Annotated in this window: 22 protein-coding genes; 9 read left to right on the forward strand and 13 right to left on the reverse strand. The window is 53.8% G+C overall.

What is annotated here, in order from left to right; all coding sequences use genetic code 11:
* Positions 1-30 precede the first annotated feature (30 nt).
* The 4 genes from LDB05_RS00585 to LDB05_RS00600 all read right to left on the reverse strand — a co-directional run bounded on the left by LDB05_RS00585 (position 31) and on the right by LDB05_RS00600 (position 2540).
* Complete coding sequence (locus LDB05_RS00585; protein WP_226005987.1) at positions 31-693, reverse strand: DsbA family protein; 663 nt, start codon at positions 691-693, stop codon at positions 31-33.
* A gap of 243 nt (positions 694-936) precedes the next feature.
* Positions 937-1188, reverse strand: coding sequence for a hypothetical protein (locus LDB05_RS00590; protein WP_226005988.1), 252 nt, complete (start codon positions 1186-1188; stop codon positions 937-939).
* Positions 1189-1401: 213 nt separating this feature from the next.
* Entirely contained in the window at positions 1402-2097 is a 696-nt protein-coding gene (locus tag LDB05_RS00595; protein WP_226005989.1) for a hypothetical protein, read from the reverse strand.
* On the reverse strand, positions 2094-2540 hold the full coding sequence (locus tag LDB05_RS00600; protein ID WP_226005990.1) for a hypothetical protein: 447 nt from the start codon (positions 2538-2540) through the stop codon (positions 2094-2096). The genes LDB05_RS00595 and LDB05_RS00600 overlap by 4 nt, the downstream gene beginning before the upstream one ends.
* A gap of 142 nt (positions 2541-2682) precedes the next feature.
* On the opposite strand from LDB05_RS00600, the gene LDB05_RS00605 reads away from it, so the two are divergent.
* A complete protein-coding gene (locus LDB05_RS00605) occupies positions 2683-2910 on the forward strand; it encodes a hypothetical protein (protein WP_226005991.1) in 228 nt (75 codons plus the stop codon).
* A 262-nt stretch (positions 2911-3172) separates the two neighbouring features.
* Here the strand turns inward: LDB05_RS00605 and LDB05_RS00610 are convergent, their stop codons facing one another.
* From LDB05_RS00610 to LDB05_RS00650, 9 genes are all read right to left on the reverse strand, one after another.
* Positions 3173-3826 (reverse strand): hypothetical protein, encoded by a 654-nt coding sequence (locus LDB05_RS00610; RefSeq protein ID WP_226005992.1) that lies wholly within the window; start codon positions 3824-3826, stop codon positions 3173-3175.
* A gap of 331 nt (positions 3827-4157) precedes the next feature.
* A complete protein-coding gene (locus LDB05_RS00615) occupies positions 4158-4502 on the reverse strand; it encodes a hypothetical protein (RefSeq protein WP_226005993.1) in 345 nt (114 codons plus the stop codon).
* A gap of 208 nt (positions 4503-4710) precedes the next feature.
* Positions 4711-5712 carry a hypothetical protein gene (locus LDB05_RS00620; RefSeq protein ID WP_226005994.1) on the reverse strand — a complete coding sequence of 334 codons (1002 nt, stop codon included), beginning with the start codon at positions 5710-5712 and terminating at the stop codon, positions 4711-4713.
* Positions 5713-5822: 110 nt separating this feature from the next.
* Entirely contained in the window at positions 5823-6788 is a 966-nt protein-coding gene (locus LDB05_RS00625; protein WP_226005995.1) for a tyrosine-type recombinase/integrase, read from the reverse strand.
* 137 nt (positions 6789-6925) lie between these two features.
* Entirely contained in the window at positions 6926-7411 is a 486-nt protein-coding gene (locus LDB05_RS00630; protein ID WP_226005996.1) for a hypothetical protein, read from the reverse strand.
* Positions 7412-7498: 87 nt separating this feature from the next.
* Complete coding sequence (locus LDB05_RS00635; RefSeq protein WP_226005997.1) at positions 7499-7636, reverse strand: hypothetical protein; 138 nt, start codon at positions 7634-7636, stop codon at positions 7499-7501.
* Positions 7637-7644: 8 nt separating this feature from the next.
* Entirely contained in the window at positions 7645-7920 is a 276-nt protein-coding gene (locus LDB05_RS00640) for a hypothetical protein (protein WP_226005998.1), read from the reverse strand.
* Position 7921: 1 nt separating this feature from the next.
* Positions 7922-8458 carry a hypothetical protein gene (locus tag LDB05_RS00645; protein WP_226005999.1) on the reverse strand — a complete coding sequence of 179 codons (537 nt, stop codon included), beginning with the start codon at positions 8456-8458 and terminating at the stop codon, positions 7922-7924.
* Positions 8459-8474: 16 nt separating this feature from the next.
* Positions 8475-9278, reverse strand: coding sequence for a hypothetical protein (locus LDB05_RS00650; protein ID WP_226006000.1), 804 nt, complete (start codon positions 9276-9278; stop codon positions 8475-8477).
* A 101-nt stretch (positions 9279-9379) separates the two neighbouring features.
* Here LDB05_RS00650 and LDB05_RS00655 point away from each other — a divergent pair, with 101 nt between their 5' ends.
* The 8 genes from LDB05_RS00655 (at position 9380) to LDB05_RS00690 (ending at position 19645) form a co-directional block, all read left to right on the forward strand.
* Complete coding sequence (locus LDB05_RS00655; protein ID WP_226006001.1) at positions 9380-9532, forward strand: hypothetical protein; 153 nt, start codon at positions 9380-9382, stop codon at positions 9530-9532.
* Positions 9533-10023: 491 nt separating this feature from the next.
* Positions 10024-14259: a helicase-related protein gene (locus LDB05_RS00660; protein ID WP_226006002.1), complete on the forward strand. Its 4236-nt coding sequence runs from the start codon at positions 10024-10026 to the stop codon at positions 14257-14259.
* Positions 14231-14686 (forward strand): phospholipase D-like domain-containing protein, encoded by a 456-nt coding sequence (locus LDB05_RS00665; RefSeq protein WP_226006003.1) that lies wholly within the window; start codon positions 14231-14233, stop codon positions 14684-14686. The genes LDB05_RS00660 and LDB05_RS00665 overlap by 29 nt, the downstream gene beginning before the upstream one ends.
* A 97-nt stretch (positions 14687-14783) precedes the next feature.
* Complete coding sequence (locus LDB05_RS00670) at positions 14784-15716, forward strand: hypothetical protein (protein WP_226006004.1); 933 nt, start codon at positions 14784-14786, stop codon at positions 15714-15716.
* Positions 15717-15724: 8 nt separating this feature from the next.
* Positions 15725-16174: a DUF6884 domain-containing protein gene (locus tag LDB05_RS00675; protein ID WP_226006005.1), complete on the forward strand. Its 450-nt coding sequence runs from the start codon at positions 15725-15727 to the stop codon at positions 16172-16174.
* A gap of 198 nt (positions 16175-16372) precedes the next feature.
* Positions 16373-16855 (forward strand): DUF6884 domain-containing protein, encoded by a 483-nt coding sequence (locus tag LDB05_RS00680; protein ID WP_226006006.1) that lies wholly within the window; start codon positions 16373-16375, stop codon positions 16853-16855.
* The gene (locus tag LDB05_RS00685) at positions 16833-18077 is read left to right on the forward strand and encodes a tRNA-guanine transglycosylase (protein ID WP_226006007.1); all 1245 of its coding nucleotides are present in this window, start codon (positions 16833-16835) and stop codon (positions 18075-18077) included. The genes LDB05_RS00680 and LDB05_RS00685 overlap by 23 nt, the downstream gene beginning before the upstream one ends.
* A gap of 2 nt (positions 18078-18079) precedes the next feature.
* On the forward strand, positions 18080-19645 hold the full coding sequence (locus LDB05_RS00690; RefSeq protein ID WP_226006008.1) for an ATP-binding protein: 1566 nt from the start codon (positions 18080-18082) through the stop codon (positions 19643-19645).
* The last annotated feature ends 22 nt before the right edge of the window (positions 19646-19667 follow it).

The raw sequence follows: 19667 nt of genomic DNA on the forward strand, positions 1-19667 counted from the left end.
CTTGAATCGGTAACCCGCTGATATGGCCTGTTATGGCTCCTCCATCATGGTTTCCAGTACGTCACGGTACGCCGGCCAGGGCTGATTTCCCATGATCGTCATTGTCTCGTTTGACACCGTGTCGTGGATGATGAAGAACGGTACGCCCCGCATGTCGAACTGTAAGCCCTCCGCCACGTCCTGTTCTATGCGCTCTTTCAGCTGTTCACGGTCGCAGATCATCTGCGCTCCTGTCTCGTGTTTCAGCATCTCCACATCGTCCGTTTCCGATTCTAAGGCGTCTTTCCACCACTTCCTGTACTTCCCCGGTTCAGTCTGCCAGACGCACTGTGACAACAGTGCCATCTCTTTTGAATCTCCTCCAAGAATGGGCGCTTCCCGGTGCACTACCTGGACTGTTCCAGGTTCGATATACTCCTCGTACAGCTTCGGATACACGTCTTTTGACCATCTCCGGCAGTATGGACAGCGGAAATCCGCGAAATAGTGGACTTTGATTTCAGCAGTGTCGTTCCCAATCCGCGGCCGATTCTCCCACGTCAATGTCTCACCGCTCGTATTTGCCGGTTGAACCCAGTCCTGCTGAGAAGATTCTGTGTCGTTGGGTTCGCCGGATCGGTCTACGGGACCGTCTCCTGAGAGATCGGGAAGCGTCGGTGCTATCAGGAAAACCGCGAGTACTACGGCGATCACCCATCCGCTGTAAACGATAAAGTGGTTTGTCTGTGTGTGAGCATCGTCGTGTTGGTTGGTTAGTTCGATTGTGTATCACCGTCTTCTGTGGGTCTTCGGACCATGTACCGTGTTTGTCGCCGGTACTCGTACTCCTCGTCGCATCCGTAGCATTTGCAGTGGGTGCCGTCCGGCGATGGCTGCATTGGACTACCGCACTCGGGGCACTGTGGATCACCCTGTTCTGCATCAACCTCTGTCCAGTCACTCACTGCTATTGCCTCCAACGTTCTTCCCGCTCTCTGAGACCGTGTACCGTTCATAGAGATTATTCAGGAACAGAAAGGCCCCAGCTAGTATCGCGGACCAGTACAGGATGTCGAAGAGGATGTGGTCCCAAAATATCGATGCTGTAGCGAGGCCGATACCAATGATTCCGCCGACTATCCCAAGGATCGGAAACTGCAACGCCTCGAAATCCTCCTTGATCTGTTCGCGGTCAATTGCCAGCAGCATCACCCTCGCCGTGTTTCTTGCTATCTGTAAATAGGATGATAAACGCTGCAAATGCCGCGTTCACCCCGACTAGAAAGATGGCTGTAGATTTGAAGAACAGCCAGCTAAATATGAGTGGATCTGCTTGCTGACTCCAAAATATCACCCTTGACGCGCCTACTACCGCACACACTACGCCGACCGACCAGAGGACCGAAACGGTCAACCACCGTTTCAATTCGATTGCGTATCACCCTTTCCAGCGTTCTTTTGGTTCACTGGGATTTCGCGGGCACTCCGTTGCAACGTATCCACGGCCCACTCCTCGTTCCCACCGACCGCCGAATGGAACGGAGCTGACTTCAGGAATATCTGTGCCTTGCCGAGTAAACCTGACTGTCGGAACTTGGACCGGAACTCGTCGCGGACCTCGTTGTATATGTCGCCGGAGCAGCTGTGGATTGCACTGTGAATTGCTTCGTGCTCGATAACTGACTCCACAGCCGAATCTACTGTCCCCACGTCCAGTTCCCGCATGGTCTGATTATCGTTTAATCCCCATGATGAGATCACTGGGAGATTTAGATGTATATCTCCAGATTTCCACACGTATCGGCCGCCACACCGATACATATCACCGAGTTTGGTGGCGATACCGTGTGGGACGTACCATCGGCCGATCGCGGCGGTAACGAAATGCCGCCGCTTCAAATGCAGATGGATATCGGCGAATTTCGTGTTCTGCGTCCAGTCCCCGCCTGAAAGGTACCACTGTGGGAAGAATCCTGTGCTAGCCAGGAACGTAATTATAGAGAACAGCATCCCTATACCGAGGTTCCACGGGAGGATGGCGTCGATCGTAACACCGGTAATGGTAGCAGCTATCAGTGCCGCGAAAATCATGGATACTGCTTTGGTATCGTCGTTCACTCCGCATCACCCGTCTGTTGGGAGCGTTCTATATAGGCGACTGCAGCCTTGACCTGTCTAAAGTTCACTGAGTCTGGAAGCCAGTCTACGATCTGGTGTGTGTACAATCCTTCCTCGTGCATGATCCGAATCTGCTCAATAGGGACTCCGCTGTCGTGCAGCCGTGGAACGTCGCCTGACGTGTCTATATGCTCATAGATGAACCACTGAACTAGCTCGTCAATCTTCTTCTGAGCGGCAGGAGAGGGATTCGGATTCGCCCACATCTCGAAATGCTCCCACGGCAATCCTTCATCTCGGTCGTTCCTGGTTTCCGTGATCGATACGCCGTCGATCGTCACGTGGATTCCGTAGTCTTCTGCCGGGACTAGGCCAACCTCCTGGCCCTGTTTGAATGCATACTGCAGCAGGTCATCAAGTTCGTCAACATCTGTGGCCGTCACTACCTCTCACCTCCGTATGGTCTATCTCACTCATTGTTCAACCACCACAGTACTGTGAACAGCACTGATCCGACGATCAGACCGATCCACCACTCCGTCGTGTGGACCGGGATGATCAACCCGATACCGAACTTTTCCGATAATGGACGCCGATCGGAACCCCGATGAATCCGAAGCCGAGAAGCGGAGCCAGTGCGAACGCACCCATCAGCCCAGTATAGAGGCCATATTTCTTCCCGAAGCCGAGTACACCGCCCAGCAAAAGGCCGAGTGTGACGGTGAAATCCCCGAGGACGAGTCCGCCTTGTGCGCCAGCACCTTCTGCATCTTTCTCACCGGCTTCCCCACCCCCGAACCAGAGACCGATTGACGGCCGTATCCATACGCGGCCCCAGTCGATCAGCTATCACCTTTCTCGGTATCCTGGCCTGTCAAGACGTATGAAATAGGGATCATTAGAACCCAGAATCCGAGTGCCATCGTGCCGCTGATGTTTTGACTAGCCAGTGCGACTCCAGCGATCCCCAGGGTTGCACCGGACTGGAGTTTGAACCAGTTCTTTCCTCGTTTGGTTAAGACATAAGATTCGCGCTCAATCTGCTGCTTTTCTAATAGTCCGAACATAGTATCGATTATCCCCCCAGAGTTTCGTTATCGATCGCTATCCCGGCATCCTCGAGCTGCTCTCGGACCCAGTCCCGGTTGCTTCGGATGGACACCGGACTCGTGTCGAACATGTCCGACGCCTCCTCCTGTGTCGTATCCTCGTCGAGAAAGTACAGGACGGTAGCCGCAGCTACGGACGGCCGCCGCCCCTTGGCAACTGCCGTATCCACAACGTGCTCACCCGCCGGTAACCGCTCCTTCAAGTGTTCGTACCGATCCGTCGATTCACCGCCTTTCACGAAGTATTGGATGCCGTTCCCGCCTTTCGGTCTCCGGCGGATACGGATCACGTCACGGTCGTTCACGTACTCGATGAACGGTGTGATCTTCCGGTTCGTGACCGGGGCAGAGGATACGCTACCAGTCAGTTCTTCAAGCTCCTCGAAATCGAACCAGCCGTTCTCGGTTTTCAATGCGTCCTCCCACCGCTGGAATAACCGTTCCTCCCGTGTCAACGGCTTCTCCTGTCCGGTCCGCAGATAATACTTGGTCGGCTCAGTTTCCTGGGTCTTGTCTACGATCCCGTCATCGACGAGCGCCTCCAGGGTTTTCCGGATGAGTCCGTACAATCTGCAGTCTCTGGTCGTCCGTGGTACGGTGACGCCGAGTAGTTCCCCCATTTCGTGGATACTGACCGCAGTCTCCTGTTTCAAGATATCGCGGAACAACCGTTTCCGCTTGATACGACCCATCTCTCGGAGTTCGACGTAGCCATATTCGACCTGTGTGATTACTGTGGTAGTCACTGTCCGTCACTCTCTCCGGTGTTATCGTATGTTTCGAGGAGATGGATGGTTCGGGCGACACCAATGAGTATCAGTCCGCCGATGAACCACAACAATACACGCTCGTCAGTTACTAGTCCCCATCCTGCCTGTTCTGAAATCATGCCGATTACGCCCAGCCCAGCGTATACCACGCCGTAGACTCCCAAGAACCATTTGAGCAGTCCTATTGTTGATCACCTTCCTCGCCCTGACTCCCCCGTTTGTGATCCTTGAAGACCCAGATTTTCCGTGGTGCGCCCCCGGTTCCTTCTCTTCCTCCTCGCTCGTGATCGATATCGATTATGTCCTTCTCCTCGAGTGCATCTCGGAGTTTCGAGAGTACCTGTTTTCGTAGTGTCTCTTCTGGATAGACCTCTGGCAGTTTGTCCGCGTTTTCGACGATCTTCTGGTTGTACACCCGGTCCTGATTCGAATAGATATCCTTGATTCCGTCCCAGATCTGGTTCAGTGACTTGTCGCTGTATCGCAAGTCGGGAAAAGAGATGGTCTCATCGTCGCTTTCGGACATATATATCATTGAACAGAATTCGTTTTTATATGTTTCTGTTATTACAGATTCTGGTATACCAGAATAGCGAACGAAGACACCACAAAAATAGAGAGTATTTCGGGAGTAGACCGCCTAAGTCCCGACGATACCTGTTTTGCAGATTACTTCCTCTAATCTACAATCAGCCGATCACCACTCCAGTGAGCTCCTCCTTCAGCGACGAAAATTATCCGAACAGCAGGCCAGTCCGCTCCACCTCGTAGACCAATGCCACCGCCAACATCACCAGCATCGGCAACACATCATCGCGAAGCCCACTCACCTCCTCAAACGACGCGTTCCCATACCGGGACAAAACAAACTGGAACAGTCCCTGAAGCGGTAATGCCGACAGCCCTAACAACACCGTCAATATCACCGTATACAACAACGTACTCCCAGTCACCCAGTACATGATCGGCACCGAGATCAACGCACCTACCACCAGCACTCCCAACGTCGCCCCGAGCACGACGGACATGGTGAACTCTTTCGAACCCTGAACCTGCCGGTTCACTCCCTGATACTGGATCTTCCGTATTGCCGGATGCTCGTCATTGAATGCTTTTAGTGACACCTGTAGCAGGAACCGTGCACTCTCCAGCAGTCCATGGTTGAAATAGCTGCGACGATCCTTCACAGCCCGATTATGGAGCTTCACTGCCACCCAAAAGAAGAGATCGCCGAACACGAACTCATAGAGAAACAGCAGCGCATACGCGGACACGAACAATCCTATCGCCAAAACCAGGAGGACGTCCCCTGAAACGACCGCGACAATGGACTCCGCAACGAAGACCGCCATATAGATCGCCGAGAACATGATCAGATACTGCATCCAACCCGTGGTTTTCCGCATCATCTGATCCGTGTCAATGAACGCGTTGTCCAGTATCATCTTCCGGACCAGGGTTATCCCCAGCAATAGTAGCGCAGCGATCGTCCCACCTGCTTCCAGCAGCGATGACGAGATTGATACTGTGAGGACTGCAGTCGCGATGAGTGCTGCCAGTGCCACTTCGAACGCCACAGTCTGGTCTGGTTCCTTCCCGAATACCTCCGAGATGTTGATCGGGTCACGTAACACGATCTGTTCGTGCAGTGTGAAGAGGTCGGGAAGATTCTCCGCCATCTGTTGCGGCTTTTCCTCGCGGCGGAGATCATCGCGGTGCTCCGATTCCAACTCCATGAATCGTTCTCGCTAGTTGATTAGAAAGGAGGCCGATAGGTCTTGTGCGTAGTCCGTGGTCCAGCACGAATCTCAATCACCTACCCTGCCTTTTCCAACCAGAGATAGGCTCAGAACCAGTCCTCGGTACCGACGATGCACTGGACCTCGTCCGGATCGTAGTGCGTGTAGTGGTCGGTCATCTCCGTCGCCGCATCCTGCTTATCGTCCTGACTCCCGTGACCCATGTACTGCTGTGCCGCCTCCGATCCCTCCTCTTTCTTGATCCGGGTGTTCCGGTTATGCCGCAGCCAGTGCGGCGTCATCTCCGTCTCACCGCTCTCCGGGTCGATGCACACACCGGCCTCGGTAAACCCTGCCTCGACATGGTTCCGATACGTGTTCGGCGACATGGGGAATACCTCGTCGTCCGCAGCCAGATTATTCTCCTCGATGTGGTTCTGAAGCAGGTCAGCGGTCTTGGGCGTCAATTCAACGGTCCGGTATCCGGCCTGCGTCTTCGGCGCCTCGATCGTGTTCTTCTCCGTCTTCTTCTTCGTGATCGACACGGCTGCCCCGACCTCCGGATGCTCGAAATCGATATCATTGACCGTGACTGCTCGCATCTCACCGAGCCGACACCCGGTCTCGAACAGGAACCGGATCGCCCGCTCACCGCGGTCCGACGCCAGCTGGCAGGCACGACGGACATCATCAGTCCGGATGAACTCCGGTTCCGTCTCCCCAGACTCAAACGCTTCCTCCGGCCACCGATCCTTCTCCACCTTATCCCGGATGTCCAGCAGCTGGTCTTGGGCACGGGTCGAATCCAGGTGCGACGCAACATACTCAAGGAAATCCCGGATATGCGAAAGCCGTGTACCTGACACAGTGATCCGGTCGGTCTCGAAGAAATCGCGGATCGCGTCCAACGCCTCGTACGGTTCCGTGGTGTCGATCGTTTCCTGCTCGTCGTCCAGATAGTCCGTGAGGTGGCGGACGGTGATCGCCTTCTGATCGGCCGTGGTCTCGGCCTGTTTCGCTTTCCGTCGATCGATGTAGTCATCCCTGTACGTGCTCAGCCTGATCTCGACCATCGCCCTGCCCCCTCGGAATTCCCGTAAAGATATGCGTGAAGAGTATTTAAGTAAATTTGCAGATTAAGTCAGGCGAACCGCGAGCGGGAGACCGATTGTCCTACGAGCAGTTAGAGGCGAACCGCCGAAGAGCGGCGTTAGATTTCGGTCTGTTCGATGAACGTGATCGCGTCCTCGATTACGGCTTTGGCCGCTTCCCGTTCGTCGTCATCGATATCCAGCGTCTCGAGGTAGCCGTATTCGTGTACGAGGTTCTTCCGGTATCGAACCACGTCCTGCAGCGTCTCCTGGTGTTCGTCGAACAACCCGAGGACGGCCGTCATGTCCTGGTACCGGCCGAGGCTCTCCCGGCCGTACAGCTTCTCGAACTGCTCGTCGGTGATGTCGTACCGGTCCGCGATCGCCCGGCTCAGGACGCTCTCGAGGCGGGTCGACGTCATCACCAGTGCTTCAGTGATTGTACCATTCTCCAGTCTGTCTCGGATGTTGTCCGCGGAGAACCCGATCGTGACTGATGCGTTGGCGACTGCGGTCGCTTCTGCGGTGGCGGCCGGCGCGGAGACCGTGACGTTCTTCGTCGTGTCCGATGACTTGTCAGCGCTATCGGAGGGGTGATCTGTCATGATCAACCGTCCTATCCGCGTGTCCGAGATAAGCGTTTCCCTACACATGTTGCCGATTTATATGTGTCATGGTAGCGTACCGAGAGATCATCCGAGATACATCGAATGCAGCAGGTACCCGCCGAGAAACAGCATCTTCAGGACGAACACGGTGCCGAAGCGTTTCAGCCACCGGGCCTGCCCGGAGGTCAGCCACCGTTCCTCGTCCCGACGCCGATTATCCACAGCACGGATCACCGCGTGTATAACGCGTAAATCGTCGATCGAGTGAACTTGCCGTTCGGGTATTTCTGGACGCGGACGTTCCGATACTTCTTGACTCGGTAGTTGCGGATCTCGTTGTTCGCCTTCATCCGCTCGCCCTCACGCTTCACTTCGCGCTTCGCATGGGCACCGCCCACCCGGAAGAAGTTCTCATACGTGTATCGGCGGCCCTTGTCGTCCTTGATAGTGCGGCCTACCAGGTCACTCGGCGTGTTCACCGGTCCCGAATTCCTGTGGTATCCCATCTTACCGTTCACCCCTTGCAGCTGGCGTTGGTGTTCCAGCGCTTGGCCGGTCCGAGATCTCCGGATTCGCCGGCAGATCGGTCGGCAGACGCTGCTGGGCCTGCATTACCTGGTTGATCGCCGTATCCAATCCGTCATGCGCCTCCGCTGGGACACGGTCGCGGACCTCCCGGAGCAACGTTTCGGCATCCCTGAGCTGTCGCTGTGGATTGCTCCCGTCATCATTGACACTGTGTGCGACCTGTGCGAACCGGGATGCATCCACTGCCGCTTGTTCTGCGGCCGCCGTATCACCGTCCTCTGCTGCGGCCAACGCTTCCCATGCGCGTTCCTCGACTACGCTACTGGCCCGCTTCACACCGACCGATATCCACACGGTATCCAGTGCAACATCTAGACCATATAGTGGGCTGTCCGCATTGATGAGACCGGGCCGCGGATCCGCATCGTCATCGATTGTACTGTTGCTTGTTGTTTGGCCGGCCGCGCCAGCAGCCAAGACAAGTACCACGCCGCAAACTACGAGTATTCGTCCCATCACACATCACGTCGTATCATCGGAATACATCGGTTATCCGCTCCCAGAGATCGAGGACCGCGTCGACCGTCCAGTGGCGCTCCTCGTCATCACCGGTATCATCTGTTTCATCGACTGTCTCATCCGTGTTGTCACCGGTATCTGTACTGTCTTCACTGTCGCTATCGTCAGAACTGGTGTCACCGTCAGTTTCGGTATCATCGGTTTCGTCGGTTCCATCGTCACTATCCGTATCGTCTGTATCATCTGTGGAGTCGTCTGTTGGCTCTGGATCAGGCGAGGTGGTTTCGACGGTGAACGTATCGTGATCTGGATCGCCGACCGAGTCGTCGTCCAGGCAGTACAGATACCCCATGGCTTCCCACTCTCCTGCGGGTGCATCATCCGGGAGCTGGATGGTGACCTCACCGGTCACGAGCTGGTCAGTCATGACTGAGCCGTCGTACTTTTGCAGCGAGTTGGATCCGCGAAGATCGGTGACGCTGCTTTCTGGTTCTCGTACCTCGACGCGGAACTCGGTGTTGTCGCAACTGGTGTGTGCGGTATCGGTGAACTCGAGGTCCACGGTGTCACCGGGTGCGTATGTATCGTCGACGGTGTCGACGACGGCCAGCGACGGCGGCTCGAGGTCAAACGGGAGAATCCGCGAGGACAGTGTCGGGTTGCTGACGGTCGTATCGATACTGATCCTGTCGTCAGTCCCTGCTACACTGGGATTGGGATCAAATCCGTCACTGCTACCAACAGAGAGTGAGCTGATTCCGGCTGCGACAACGAGTAGTCCGATCCCGAAGAGAACTGCAAGGATTCGCCGGTTCATGGCTGTAGATGTGTGCGCGAAAACCGTTTATATAACCAACACCTTGGAGGAGTAATTATATAAACTGGCTTATAACATACCACTATCAGGTGATTCATATTATGAATCGAACAGCACTCGCACACGATGATCTGCCCCCGCATATCCAGCGTTGGGCAGAAACCTACGACGAAACCGTTGTCAAACAGGAAGAGGAGAACGGCCGGACCTCGTACGCATTCGAGGGTGATGTCTCCGATGAGGTGACCACCTAATGTCTCCACAGCAAGGACACCCCGGCATGGCGTTCATATCCGGGTACTTCGGTGGTCAGGTGGACCGGAACGCGTCACCCGTCGAACTCGGTTCCTGGTTTGCTGGCAACCGATATCAGGACCAGCATGACCGCTAAGGATGCTGCATCACTGGTTCTTCTCCTTCTCTCTTTTTCTCTAGACTCTCAGTCAAACCCGTATCAGCAGTCAGAATCAGAAGGAAAGTGAGGAGAGAGCAGCCCGCCACACCCGATCGAGGTGAACAGCACTCGCAGGTGTCGACGAATCCTCTAGGAGGAAGGATGGCGACCGGCGACACCAAGTGGCGTGGCAGGCGCTCTAACTTCTACCTCTACACTGGTTCCGTGACTTCATTTTTAAAAAGATATGCTGTCTTGATCTTCAACCCGCGTATCATTATCTCGTCCGATAGTGGTCAGGAGGTTGCTATAAGGCAAGTTTAATGATCAGACCGGTGGCACTCATTCGCCATGGACTATGCGGATCGGCACTCAGACTTCGACCGGTTTGACCCCCAGGTACAAACACTTCTCGAGGCTATCGTAGAAAATCACCAGCGTTGGGGTGCCGATGATGCAAATCCTACTCCAGTAACAGAGGCCCTCAAATATCATTCTCAGCCAGTTCAACGCCCTGATAGGCAATCGTATGATGGAGAAGACGAATACATTGAGGAGGTACTGCATGATGTCCTTGGATTTGAAGAGTTGATTCCGTTCCAGGAAAAATGCTGGACCCGCTTGAAGGAGATGCGGCGAGCCCGGTCAGATGAAGGTGAAACTCAAGCTGCGATGTTAACCGCGCCAACTGGGTTCGGCAAGACGGAAGGATTCTCTGGACCCTTATTCCACGATCTCGCATTCAACAACGGTGAGGGATTTGGGAAAACCGCGATTGTCTATCCGCGGAACGCGTTGCTTGAAGATCAACTTGAGCGCTTCCTCGTCACGTTACATGAGATGAACGAGGAATACGACGCCAACATCTCGATCGGGATTTATAACGGCAATGTTCCGCGGGATAACAGTGATGTTGCGACAAGTTCGCTCGTTGAAGACGGTGAATTCGCGGTTGCACAGTGGACAGGAGGTGAGCATGAAGACGACCCCGTTGCACTAGAGTGGGATGACGACGCGTATGCGCTGACAGCTCCAGATGGTCCCACGTTCGGGGAAGACACACTGAAACTATCGCGTTCTGCTATGCAGCCGGATAATGGAGGAGATGTTCCCGACATTTTACTTACGACCATCAACTCCTTAGAAAACTTTGCACTCAAACCAAATTACCATATAATCGACGAGTTCCGGACGGTCGTGTTTGATGAGGTTCATCTCTATAACGGTATCTACGGATCGCACGCTTCACGCATTATCAAAAATACGCGTGAGTCGATCGCACGACGAGTCGATGACGATGTCGGAATGCTGTATATTGGCTCCAGTGCAACGATCGCCCAGCCCAAACAGTTCGGCAGTGATTTGTTCGGAGTAGATTCAGGCAGTACCTCCGTGATCAGGACAAGACCAGAGGATAAACGTGAGACCGACGACACGGAGCACTTCCACTTTGTGACTTCGGCAGAGGAAGTCGGAACGAGTTCCACGTTTATCCAGCAAATCCTGCTGTTTGCGCATGCGCTTCTGGACGAGCGTGATGACCGCGAGCGAAAGAAGGCGCTTGCCTTTATCGACAGTGTGAGTCAGGTCAACCAACGGTATTTCCAGATACGGGATTTCGAAAACGAAGGGCGGTGGCGTCATCACGATACTGATGAGGATGACTGGGATGCGGTCGCCAATGAGACTCCATATAGAGCCGCCAGGCCAACTGAGACACTTCCTGGACACGAGCTTATCCAAGATGACCTCAATATTGAGCGGACCACATCTGATCTCCGTCTTGGAGCAGACGAGTTCGGGAACACGGACCTAATACTGAGTACTTCCCTGCTCGAAGTAGGGATTGATATTCCAGCCATCAAGGTGATCAGCCAGTACCGGGCACCGTGGGAGATGTCCCAGTTCGTTCAACGAATCGGTCGTGCTTCGCGCCAAGAGGGGAATGACGCTCATTTCCTTGTCACATTGGAAAATGAAGGTGGTGATAGAACGCTGTTCCACCGAGCTGATCGGTTCCTTGAACCAGAAATCACCACCCCCCTGAACGTCGACAACGAGATTCTGATCTGGATTCACGATCAACTCTATCGCGCCTTTGAGATTATCTATCAACTCCGGAGCCAGCCGGGACTATCCAATAACGAGCAACGGGAAAATTTCCTTGAATCGTTCCTCAACGGTTCAGCTGAAGCCTCGTTCCAAGCATTTCTGCATCTGGTCCAGAATCCTAACACAATTTTGCAAAATACGTTTCAGCAGCAAGTCCGTGACTTGGACGGACTGGAGACCACAGATGGACTGCGACGGGCGTACCGTGAGTTGCAAGACATCCAAGACCGAGCCGTCTTCACGGAAATCGCTGGATTTGTCAATGAACCAGCGACACGCTTCACCCTCCAGCTGGAGGGGCGTGATGACCTCGATGAGTGGATAGATCAGGGATTGCGTACTCTGCGCACAGAAACTGAGGACCTGATAGACGATTCAGAGTCGGAAACTGCTGCTGCTGAACAGACGGTCGATGACATCCGTGATGACCTTGCGGACCTCACTGATCTGCTCACTGAGGATGAAATAGACCGCCGTGACCGGTATGACCGCCTCGACCGAATGCTGTACGACATTCAGGGTGATCTGGCGTCTCTCGCGCAATCGTTGGACGGGGTACCCGATTCTTTCCCCTATAACCTGGGATACGGGGAGGCTATGGAGGCGCTGCAAACAGCTCGTGGAATCCGTAGAGACGATGAACTGCAGCAGCGATCTCAGCGGTGGCGACAGGCATACTACCTCAAGAAGTCCCTACAAGAATTGTACTGCTTTATCGGTCAGGAGTATGAGCGGGAGGATGCTGAAAACACGGTTTACGGCCATCTGATGGTTCGTGCGTTTAAGGCGTTGCTCCGCGGAGTGTACTTCTTTGATCGTGCCGTTGCGATGGATGATGTTGGTGAACAACTCCAGCCACCGCATTACGTGCCCACATCGTACTTCGCTGAGGCAGGGGAGACGTTTTCCATCGTTCCTGAAGAGGAACACGACGAGGACGAAGAAGAAGACCGTGTCGATATCTTGTATGACCGTCGGTTTGTGAATAATGATGAGGACGGTGATGAAAATGACACACAGCGTACAGAAGCACCGCTGACTACGCTTCTCTTTGAATATGCACCATACATGGCGAAATATCTGGCAGACCAATCACTGCAGATGTTTAACCCGCCTGTTCAGGATGCTCCTCCAGAGGAAGAGGCGGATTACTACTTCGATGTTGCCGGTCTCAGTACGGAGCCTGGACAGAACGTGATCACGCCGAACACGCTGCCCGTAAAACGCGTCCGGGACTTTTCAGGTGATCGTGCCCAGTCGATCGTCCGGTACTGTACTGAGTCACTCTATGTGGCGCGTGATTTCTGGGACACTGGACCGCATGGAGGGGATACCATGGAATTTGGACAGCTTCATTCGGAGCCTCAGATCTCTACCGCCTTCAACGAGGATGTGCCAACAGAGGATGGGATCACTGTCACGTATATGTCCCCGGATGTCCGACTAGACGCTGTTGATCTGACCATCACTCCCGCAGATCCCATGGGCGATCCGACGACTGGGGGCAGCACCCCGTTTAATCCGGACCGGGATAACCAAGATGAGGTCTTGATCGAATTCGAACGACCGCTTGGGTTCTCACTCAGAACGCGAGGAGCGGTCTGGGATCTCAACGAGTTTATCGATGCGTTCCTCGAAGAAGAAGAATATCAGGTGTTCCGTGACAGATTTGACACCCAGAACCCGGACGGCGATCTGGAGACTGCAATCCATTACACCGCTGCCCATCTCTTGTTGGAGATCATCGCAGACGTGAGTGGCGTTAACCAGGCTCAATTATTGTACGGTATCAACCCGGAGAATCGGCAGGTCGCTGTATTCGAGTACGCTGAAGGTGGACAAGGTATCGTTGATCTCTTTGATGATGTCCGGGACCAGGCGGAGCACGAAAAGCTACTTCGGTCGATCAACCGAGTCGCATCTAATCCGCAGCTGATCAACGGTTATCTATGGACCGATCCGGAGTTCGTTTCCGCTGTCCAGAATGACAACTGGGATGCGGTTCGAGGCAGAATCGAGGACCGTGTCACCGTCGCTGTAGAGACCGTGGTCGACGACGTCGTTGAGATGGTCCGTAATACGGCTGATCGGGTCGGGGAATTTGCCAGAGATGCTGGTATCGATCCGGACAACGCGTACGACCTCCGACAAGACGTTGTCCACCGGCAGTTCGTTGACGGAGATCATGAACCGGCTGAGGATCTCATCGACGACCATGATCTGGACGTTACTGCTGAAAAGGTGCGGAATCTACTGGAAGAACCCGATGTCGATGGGTGTATCGAAAACCTCCACCAAGCTTACAGTATTGCTCCAGGAGACCAAAATGACGTACTGAGCTTTGCCGTTCTGGAGCCGCTGTATGAGCATCTGATCACACGGAAAGATGGCGATGAGTGGGGTGAAGACATACTCGACAACGAGGCGATGGCCGGAGCTCGAATCGATGGCACGAACATTTTCCATTCACTCTGACCTGATCGCCTCCTTCCTTGGGACGGCGTTCCTGAACGCAGAGCGGATCGCGATCGTCTCACCCTGGGTAAGTGACATCACTGTCCAGTTCCCGGAAACTGATCAGCTCTCTGAACGCCAATTGCAGCTATCTGAAGCAGTGCGGTTCTTTGACGTTGATGTCTGGTTCGTCGTCGATCCCGCACAAGACGATCACAATCGGCTTCGACCTGCTGCATTACTCCCTCGTGTCTCGGACGTGGCCTATATCAAAGAGGTTGAAAACCTTCATGCTAAAGCGATCGTGACAGACCAAGTACTGTATCAGGGCTCTGCAAACGTAACGTACCGCGGATTAAATATCAATATCGAGCTCTGTGATATTCGTGAAAACGAATGCGGGAGTATTAGCGGCTTTCTCGAGGATAGGCTTCAGATTGACCTCTAAAACCGACATCCGGCTTTTGGCCTCGATCGTGTTTATAAAACCGTGGTTCGTTCGGGAACCCAAACGGCTTAACCAACTGGTCTAATAAACCCACGCTATGGGAAAACGGCCTGAGATAGGGGCATACGCGGAGGAAGTCGAGGACTTCCACGCGGAACCCGACGATCTTGAAATCTTTGATCCGAATTTGGTCTTAGGGTATTTTCAACGCTTAGAACTGATCTTAGAGAAATGTCCTGTGAATATCTATGCGGCCTCGTCTCTTAAACATCCCTGGCCATATCGGTTGCAGAAGGCTGGGGAGTGTGCTCCGGCATCGTTCTGGCGGAGTCAGCACCGCATCTTGGATTCTAATATCACTGATCCACGGGTCACCAACGAGGATATCCTTGAGGAGGCGATACAGAAGGACGCGACAGCTGTTGTCGCCAAAGACTACCTGCCATTTCATCTCTATGACCGCAAATTTGACCTGGAAAAGCTGACGGGGGCAGCAAACCATACAGAGGCAACGACCCAAAGCATCCAGGAGTTTATCGACCTCCATGATCCGGACCGGCACCCACCGGCATATATCCCGCTGCAGCCTCCGTATGTCGATCATATACAAGATATCAGGGAAATCGTCGTCGACAGTCATCTCGAGGAGAGGTACATGCTTGGCGGGCTCAAAAATGCGAACCCTAAACGACGGATCAGCGAAGCTCAGGCCCTCCGAGACGAAATCGGTAGCGAGCCGGACCTCCACGGACTGGGCTGGGGGCTCTCGGATGCCCTTGTTGAATCACTCCGGCATAATCCGGACCTGATCGAGTCCGTCGATAACAGCGGTCCATCACAGGCCATTCTCAACGGTGGCCTGCTTGACAAGCACTGGCAAAAACAGCCATTTGGACTGGTCGAAGGACAGATGCGGAACTCGGTCGCAGGGGCATTCGAGTTCGGAATCCTCCTCCAGGCAACGCACCGGCTCACCAAGTACAATACCGAGTTTACCACCAACCAGAAAAGTATCAGCGACTACCAATAAAACGGGTCATGACGAAAACCTTGGCGCTTGTGGGCTGTGGAAGCGAAAAACGTGATACGCGGACGGAAGCGAAGTCACTCTATACCTCCACCTACTTCGCTAAAAAACGGCAGTGGGCCGAAGGATGCGATACCTGGCGTATCCTTTCTGCTGAACACGGGGTAGTTCACCCAGCCACTGTTTTAGAACCGTACGATACCGCGATGGCCGACCTGAGCAACGAGCAGGCCAACGAATGGGCCACAGATGTCATGGCCGATTTGCGCCCACTGCTCAGTAGTTTTGACGAAGTTGTCGTCCTCGCTGGCCGTGACTACTTTGACCCAATCAGTGACGAACTTCGCCAAGCAGCACCCACGGTACAGTGGCCGTTCCAAGGAAAGAGGCTGTTCGAACAGATGGAATGGCTCGAGCAAACCTCACCCCCAGATCAGTCAACACTCGAGTCGTTCGAGTGACACCCCATAGATATCGTTCTCTTTCTCTCAAAACAAAACCATGAGCGTATATAAGGGACTAGCCGGTTCTGGTTACCGTTGCCTATCCACTTATCTCAGAACCCCAGGTATGACTCCTGTATCTGTTGAATTCTCCGGATACACGGCGCAGTAGAGAACGTGGTAAGCTATAAGGTCTCGGGGTCGAAAGAGGAAACCATGTCAATACTGCTGGTACAGTCATGCTCAAAGTCTAAAAATCAGCCGGGAGAACCGGTTAAGGCCCTCGAATTATACTCGGGCTATTTCTTCAAAATTATCAAAAAATCGATACGGGACGGCAAGCTTCAGGATGAAATCGATATTTGCGTTCTCTCGGCCGAACACGGACTAATCGATACAACTGACGAAATCAGCTACTATGATCGACGTATGAACGCAGACCGGGCAGCTGAGATCCGGGATGACATCACGATGGAACTGCGATCACGAGTCGATGAGAACGATTATGACCATGTCATCTTCAATCTCGGATCTGCATATAGGGGTGCGATCGGAGATTTGTCTGACCTTCCGGCATCAGTCCAGTTTATTGAGGGAGATGGCATCGGATACAAAGGGCACACACTCAAGCAAATTATTCGGGGCGACTATTCGTCGCTTGAGATGGAGGTGAGGAATGCCACAGCTCAAGCAGACTGATCAGACTGCCTCGTTCCAAGTCGCTGCGACAGCTGGCGATGCCCGTGCCGGGACCCTCACTGTCAACGGTCAGTCACTCGACACTCCAACGTTTTTCCCCGTCCTGAGTTTCTATGGCGGTGGTACGAAATCCAGCGTCTTCGGCGGCGGCGTTCACAGGACGATAAAGGAGTTCATGCTCGGTAAGGAGGAGATCGGTGGCGGAACGTACGACGAATACTTCCGCGGAACGATGACCTCTGTTGCATCTCTCACTGACTACGGCATCAACCGGGAACGATTTGACGATTATGTCTCGGACCAAATCAAAGAACGAGAAACGTTTTCCGACTATAACGGCCTCATCTTCGTTGATTCTGGCGGATACAAATTCTTACATAACGATGGGCTTGACGGGAGTGATTTCGAGATAGAGATCGATCAACGGGAAGCGTTCCGCATCCAGAAGCAGCTCGGCGGCGATATCATCGTCAACCTTGATCGGCCGATCGCTCCCAGCGACACGTTCGACGAACGGCAACAGAAGGCTGAACGCACCGCCGAAAATGCGGTTGAGTTTGCACGTCTTACCCAGGATTATCCAGGAGCCCGGTACCTGACCGTCCATGGATATAACTATTCGATGCTCGACCGGTTCTTCGACCACGTGCAATCCCAGTTCGGGAATATTGATATTTCTACCCTGTTTGACGGGATCGCTCTCGGCAGCCTTGTCCCGAAGAAAGATGACAAAGCAGCATTGATCACCGCGGTCATGGACTGTGTCGAAATCATGGAGGAACGCGGGCTTGCTGATCTTCCACTCCACGTACTGGGCATTGGCAGTGGATCGATCCCGCTCCTTGTCGCTGCCGGCGCCGACACGTTCGACTCAACGACCTATCTCCTGAACGCTATCAACGAGAAGTATGCCGTGGGTTTGACCGAGCATATTCCGCTGGACGAAGTCGATTTCACCCAGTGTGACTGTGCCGTGTGCTCGGACCCGATGCTAGTCAACTGGATGCAGGGGAACACTGAATACCAGAAAGATGTTCTCGGCCCGGTCGCTATGCACAATCTTATCATCCACAGACAGGAGGTGCAAGAACTCCGGCAGCGGATCAAGCAGCACGGCACGGAACCGGTTATCGACTACCTTGACGAGACCGTGGGCCGGAATGATTCAATCCGCAAACAGACGCATCGCGTTGTCAACGAAGCGCTCGGAGGGTATTTCTAACAATGAAACAACACCCGGAAGTCAACGAAGTACAGGAGTTTCTTGAGATTGCCAGCGATTTCGAGGATCCCCTCGAGATCATCCGTGAATCACTATCAAATGCGTACGATGCCGGTGCGACAGAGGTCGTGATAACGATCCGCGACACTGCCGCAGGCTCCGACATCATCATCGAAGACGACGGGCACGGCATGTCCCGGGACGATCTCAAGTCCTTCTTCGACCTCGGGAACTCCCGGAAGACCGACTCGATCGGCCACAAAGGCCACGGAACAAAAATCTTCTACAAGAGCGACCGTATTGTCGTTGACACCGCGCACAACGGCTCAAACTACCACGCGGTCATGGACCAGCCCTGGGAGAAACTTAATGAGAAAACACTACCAGAATACGAGGTCACAGAAACAGAAACCCGCCCAGGCAATACTGGGACCCGTATCCAAATCAGTGGTTTCCGGTCCGGTGAAGGATTTGATCCAGAATCGCTGACGTACGACAAGATCCACCACTACCTGAAGTGGAAGACCATTGCCGGATCGACAGCACACTATTTCGACGACGATCAGCGCAAGATGGATATCGTGGTCGACCTCGATGAGGAGATTGACGATTCCCAAGAGCAGCTTGTCACGACCAACCAGCTTACATTCCCCAGCGAGCAGCTAGAACCAGACAACAGTGATTTCCCCGCCACCCGAATGTGTAAGCACTATCCGGCGCGTGAAATCGAATTCGAGCATGATGGAGGGACATCAACTGTGGAAATCGTCGGTATGGTTGGCGGTAAAGAGGCCCGCAATGAACTCCCTACCTACGGACGGCACTCCGTCCAATTTGGTGTCTGGCTTGCAAAGGACCATATCAAGGTCGAACAGGTCAATGAAGTGCTGTCCCATGACAACGAGTTTATCCACTTCTTCTTCATCGCCAACTGCCAAGACCTCGAACTCTCGGCAAACCGAGGAAAGGTCCGGAACAAGGCGAGTTCACTGTATAAAGAACTGAAACAGGAACTCAAACACTATCTGACGAAGGTGGCAGAAGATCCCTGGTTCAAGGAAGACTATCTAGAAACACGCAAACGCGCACAGCTACGGCGACGCGCACAGTCCCAGACAACGTCACTTGAAGAACGACTGGAGTCCATTGATACCAACGACCGGTTCAAGCCGACCAATCGGTCGGAGGTCCTGCTGGCACTCGAACGCTCGAACAACGAGGCGGACAACAGTATCACCGTAAAAGAGTACAAAGCAGACCATGAGGTCCCGGCAATCCTGCTGGACGATGGCACGCTGCGTCCCAGTCACGTATACGTCGAACTCACCGAGCATTTCGAAGACGACTATCCGCTCGGTTCAGCCGACACGATTCTGTGCTGGAGCTACGGTGATATCGATATCCTGCGAGAATATGAACGGAACGGATACCACGGCGGTGACGTGGAAATCAATCTTCAAGACAACCAAATCATCTACCACCATGAGAACCGTCACACCGTGGACATCATCACGGTCTCTGACCGGTTGGCCGCACTGGAGCACCAACCACTCCCATCACTGGATTAGGACGGTGACCGTTGCCTCTTAG

This window comes from Natrinema salinisoli, assembly GCF_020405205.1.
In the GTDB taxonomy this organism is placed as follows: domain Archaea; phylum Halobacteriota; class Halobacteria; order Halobacteriales; family Natrialbaceae; genus Natrinema; species Natrinema salinisoli.

Coding starts and splice junctions, on each gene's coding strand:
- LDB05_RS00590 (WP_226005988.1), bottom strand. CDS start 1,188: ATGCTGCTGGCAATTGACCGCGAACAGATCAAGGAGGATTTCGAGGCG.
- LDB05_RS00605 (WP_226005991.1), top strand. CDS start 2,683: ATGGACGCCGATCGGAACCCCGATGAATCCGAAGCCGAGAAGCGGAGC.
- LDB05_RS00610 (WP_226005992.1), bottom strand. CDS start 3,826: ATGGGGGAACTACTCGGCGTCACCGTACCACGGACGACCAGAGACTGC.
- LDB05_RS00615 (WP_226005993.1), bottom strand. CDS start 4,502: ATGTCCGAAAGCGACGATGAGACCATCTCTTTTCCCGACTTGCGATAC.
- LDB05_RS00620 (WP_226005994.1), bottom strand. CDS start 5,712: ATGGAGTTGGAATCGGAGCACCGCGATGATCTCCGCCGCGAGGAAAAG.
- LDB05_RS00625 (WP_226005995.1), bottom strand. CDS start 6,788: ATGGTCGAGATCAGGCTGAGCACGTACAGGGATGACTACATCGATCGA.
- LDB05_RS00630 (WP_226005996.1), bottom strand. CDS start 7,411: ATGACAGATCACCCCTCCGATAGCGCTGACAAGTCATCGGACACGACG.
- LDB05_RS00640 (WP_226005998.1), bottom strand. CDS start 7,920: ATGGGATACCACAGGAATTCGGGACCGGTGAACACGCCGAGTGACCTG.
- LDB05_RS00645 (WP_226005999.1), bottom strand. CDS start 8,458: ATGGGACGAATACTCGTAGTTTGCGGCGTGGTACTTGTCTTGGCTGCT.
- LDB05_RS00650 (WP_226006000.1), bottom strand. CDS start 9,278: ATGAACCGGCGAATCCTTGCAGTTCTCTTCGGGATCGGACTACTCGTT.
- LDB05_RS00655 (WP_226006001.1), top strand. CDS start 9,380: ATGAATCGAACAGCACTCGCACACGATGATCTGCCCCCGCATATCCAG.
- LDB05_RS00660 (WP_226006002.1), top strand. CDS start 10,024: ATGGACTATGCGGATCGGCACTCAGACTTCGACCGGTTTGACCCCCAG.
- LDB05_RS00665 (WP_226006003.1), top strand. CDS start 14,231: ATGGCACGAACATTTTCCATTCACTCTGACCTGATCGCCTCCTTCCTT.
- LDB05_RS00670 (WP_226006004.1), top strand. CDS start 14,784: ATGGGAAAACGGCCTGAGATAGGGGCATACGCGGAGGAAGTCGAGGAC.
- LDB05_RS00675 (WP_226006005.1), top strand. CDS start 15,725: ATGACGAAAACCTTGGCGCTTGTGGGCTGTGGAAGCGAAAAACGTGAT.
- LDB05_RS00680 (WP_226006006.1), top strand. CDS start 16,373: ATGTCAATACTGCTGGTACAGTCATGCTCAAAGTCTAAAAATCAGCCG.
- LDB05_RS00685 (WP_226006007.1), top strand. CDS start 16,833: ATGCCACAGCTCAAGCAGACTGATCAGACTGCCTCGTTCCAAGTCGCT.
- LDB05_RS00690 (WP_226006008.1), top strand. CDS start 18,080: ATGAAACAACACCCGGAAGTCAACGAAGTACAGGAGTTTCTTGAGATT.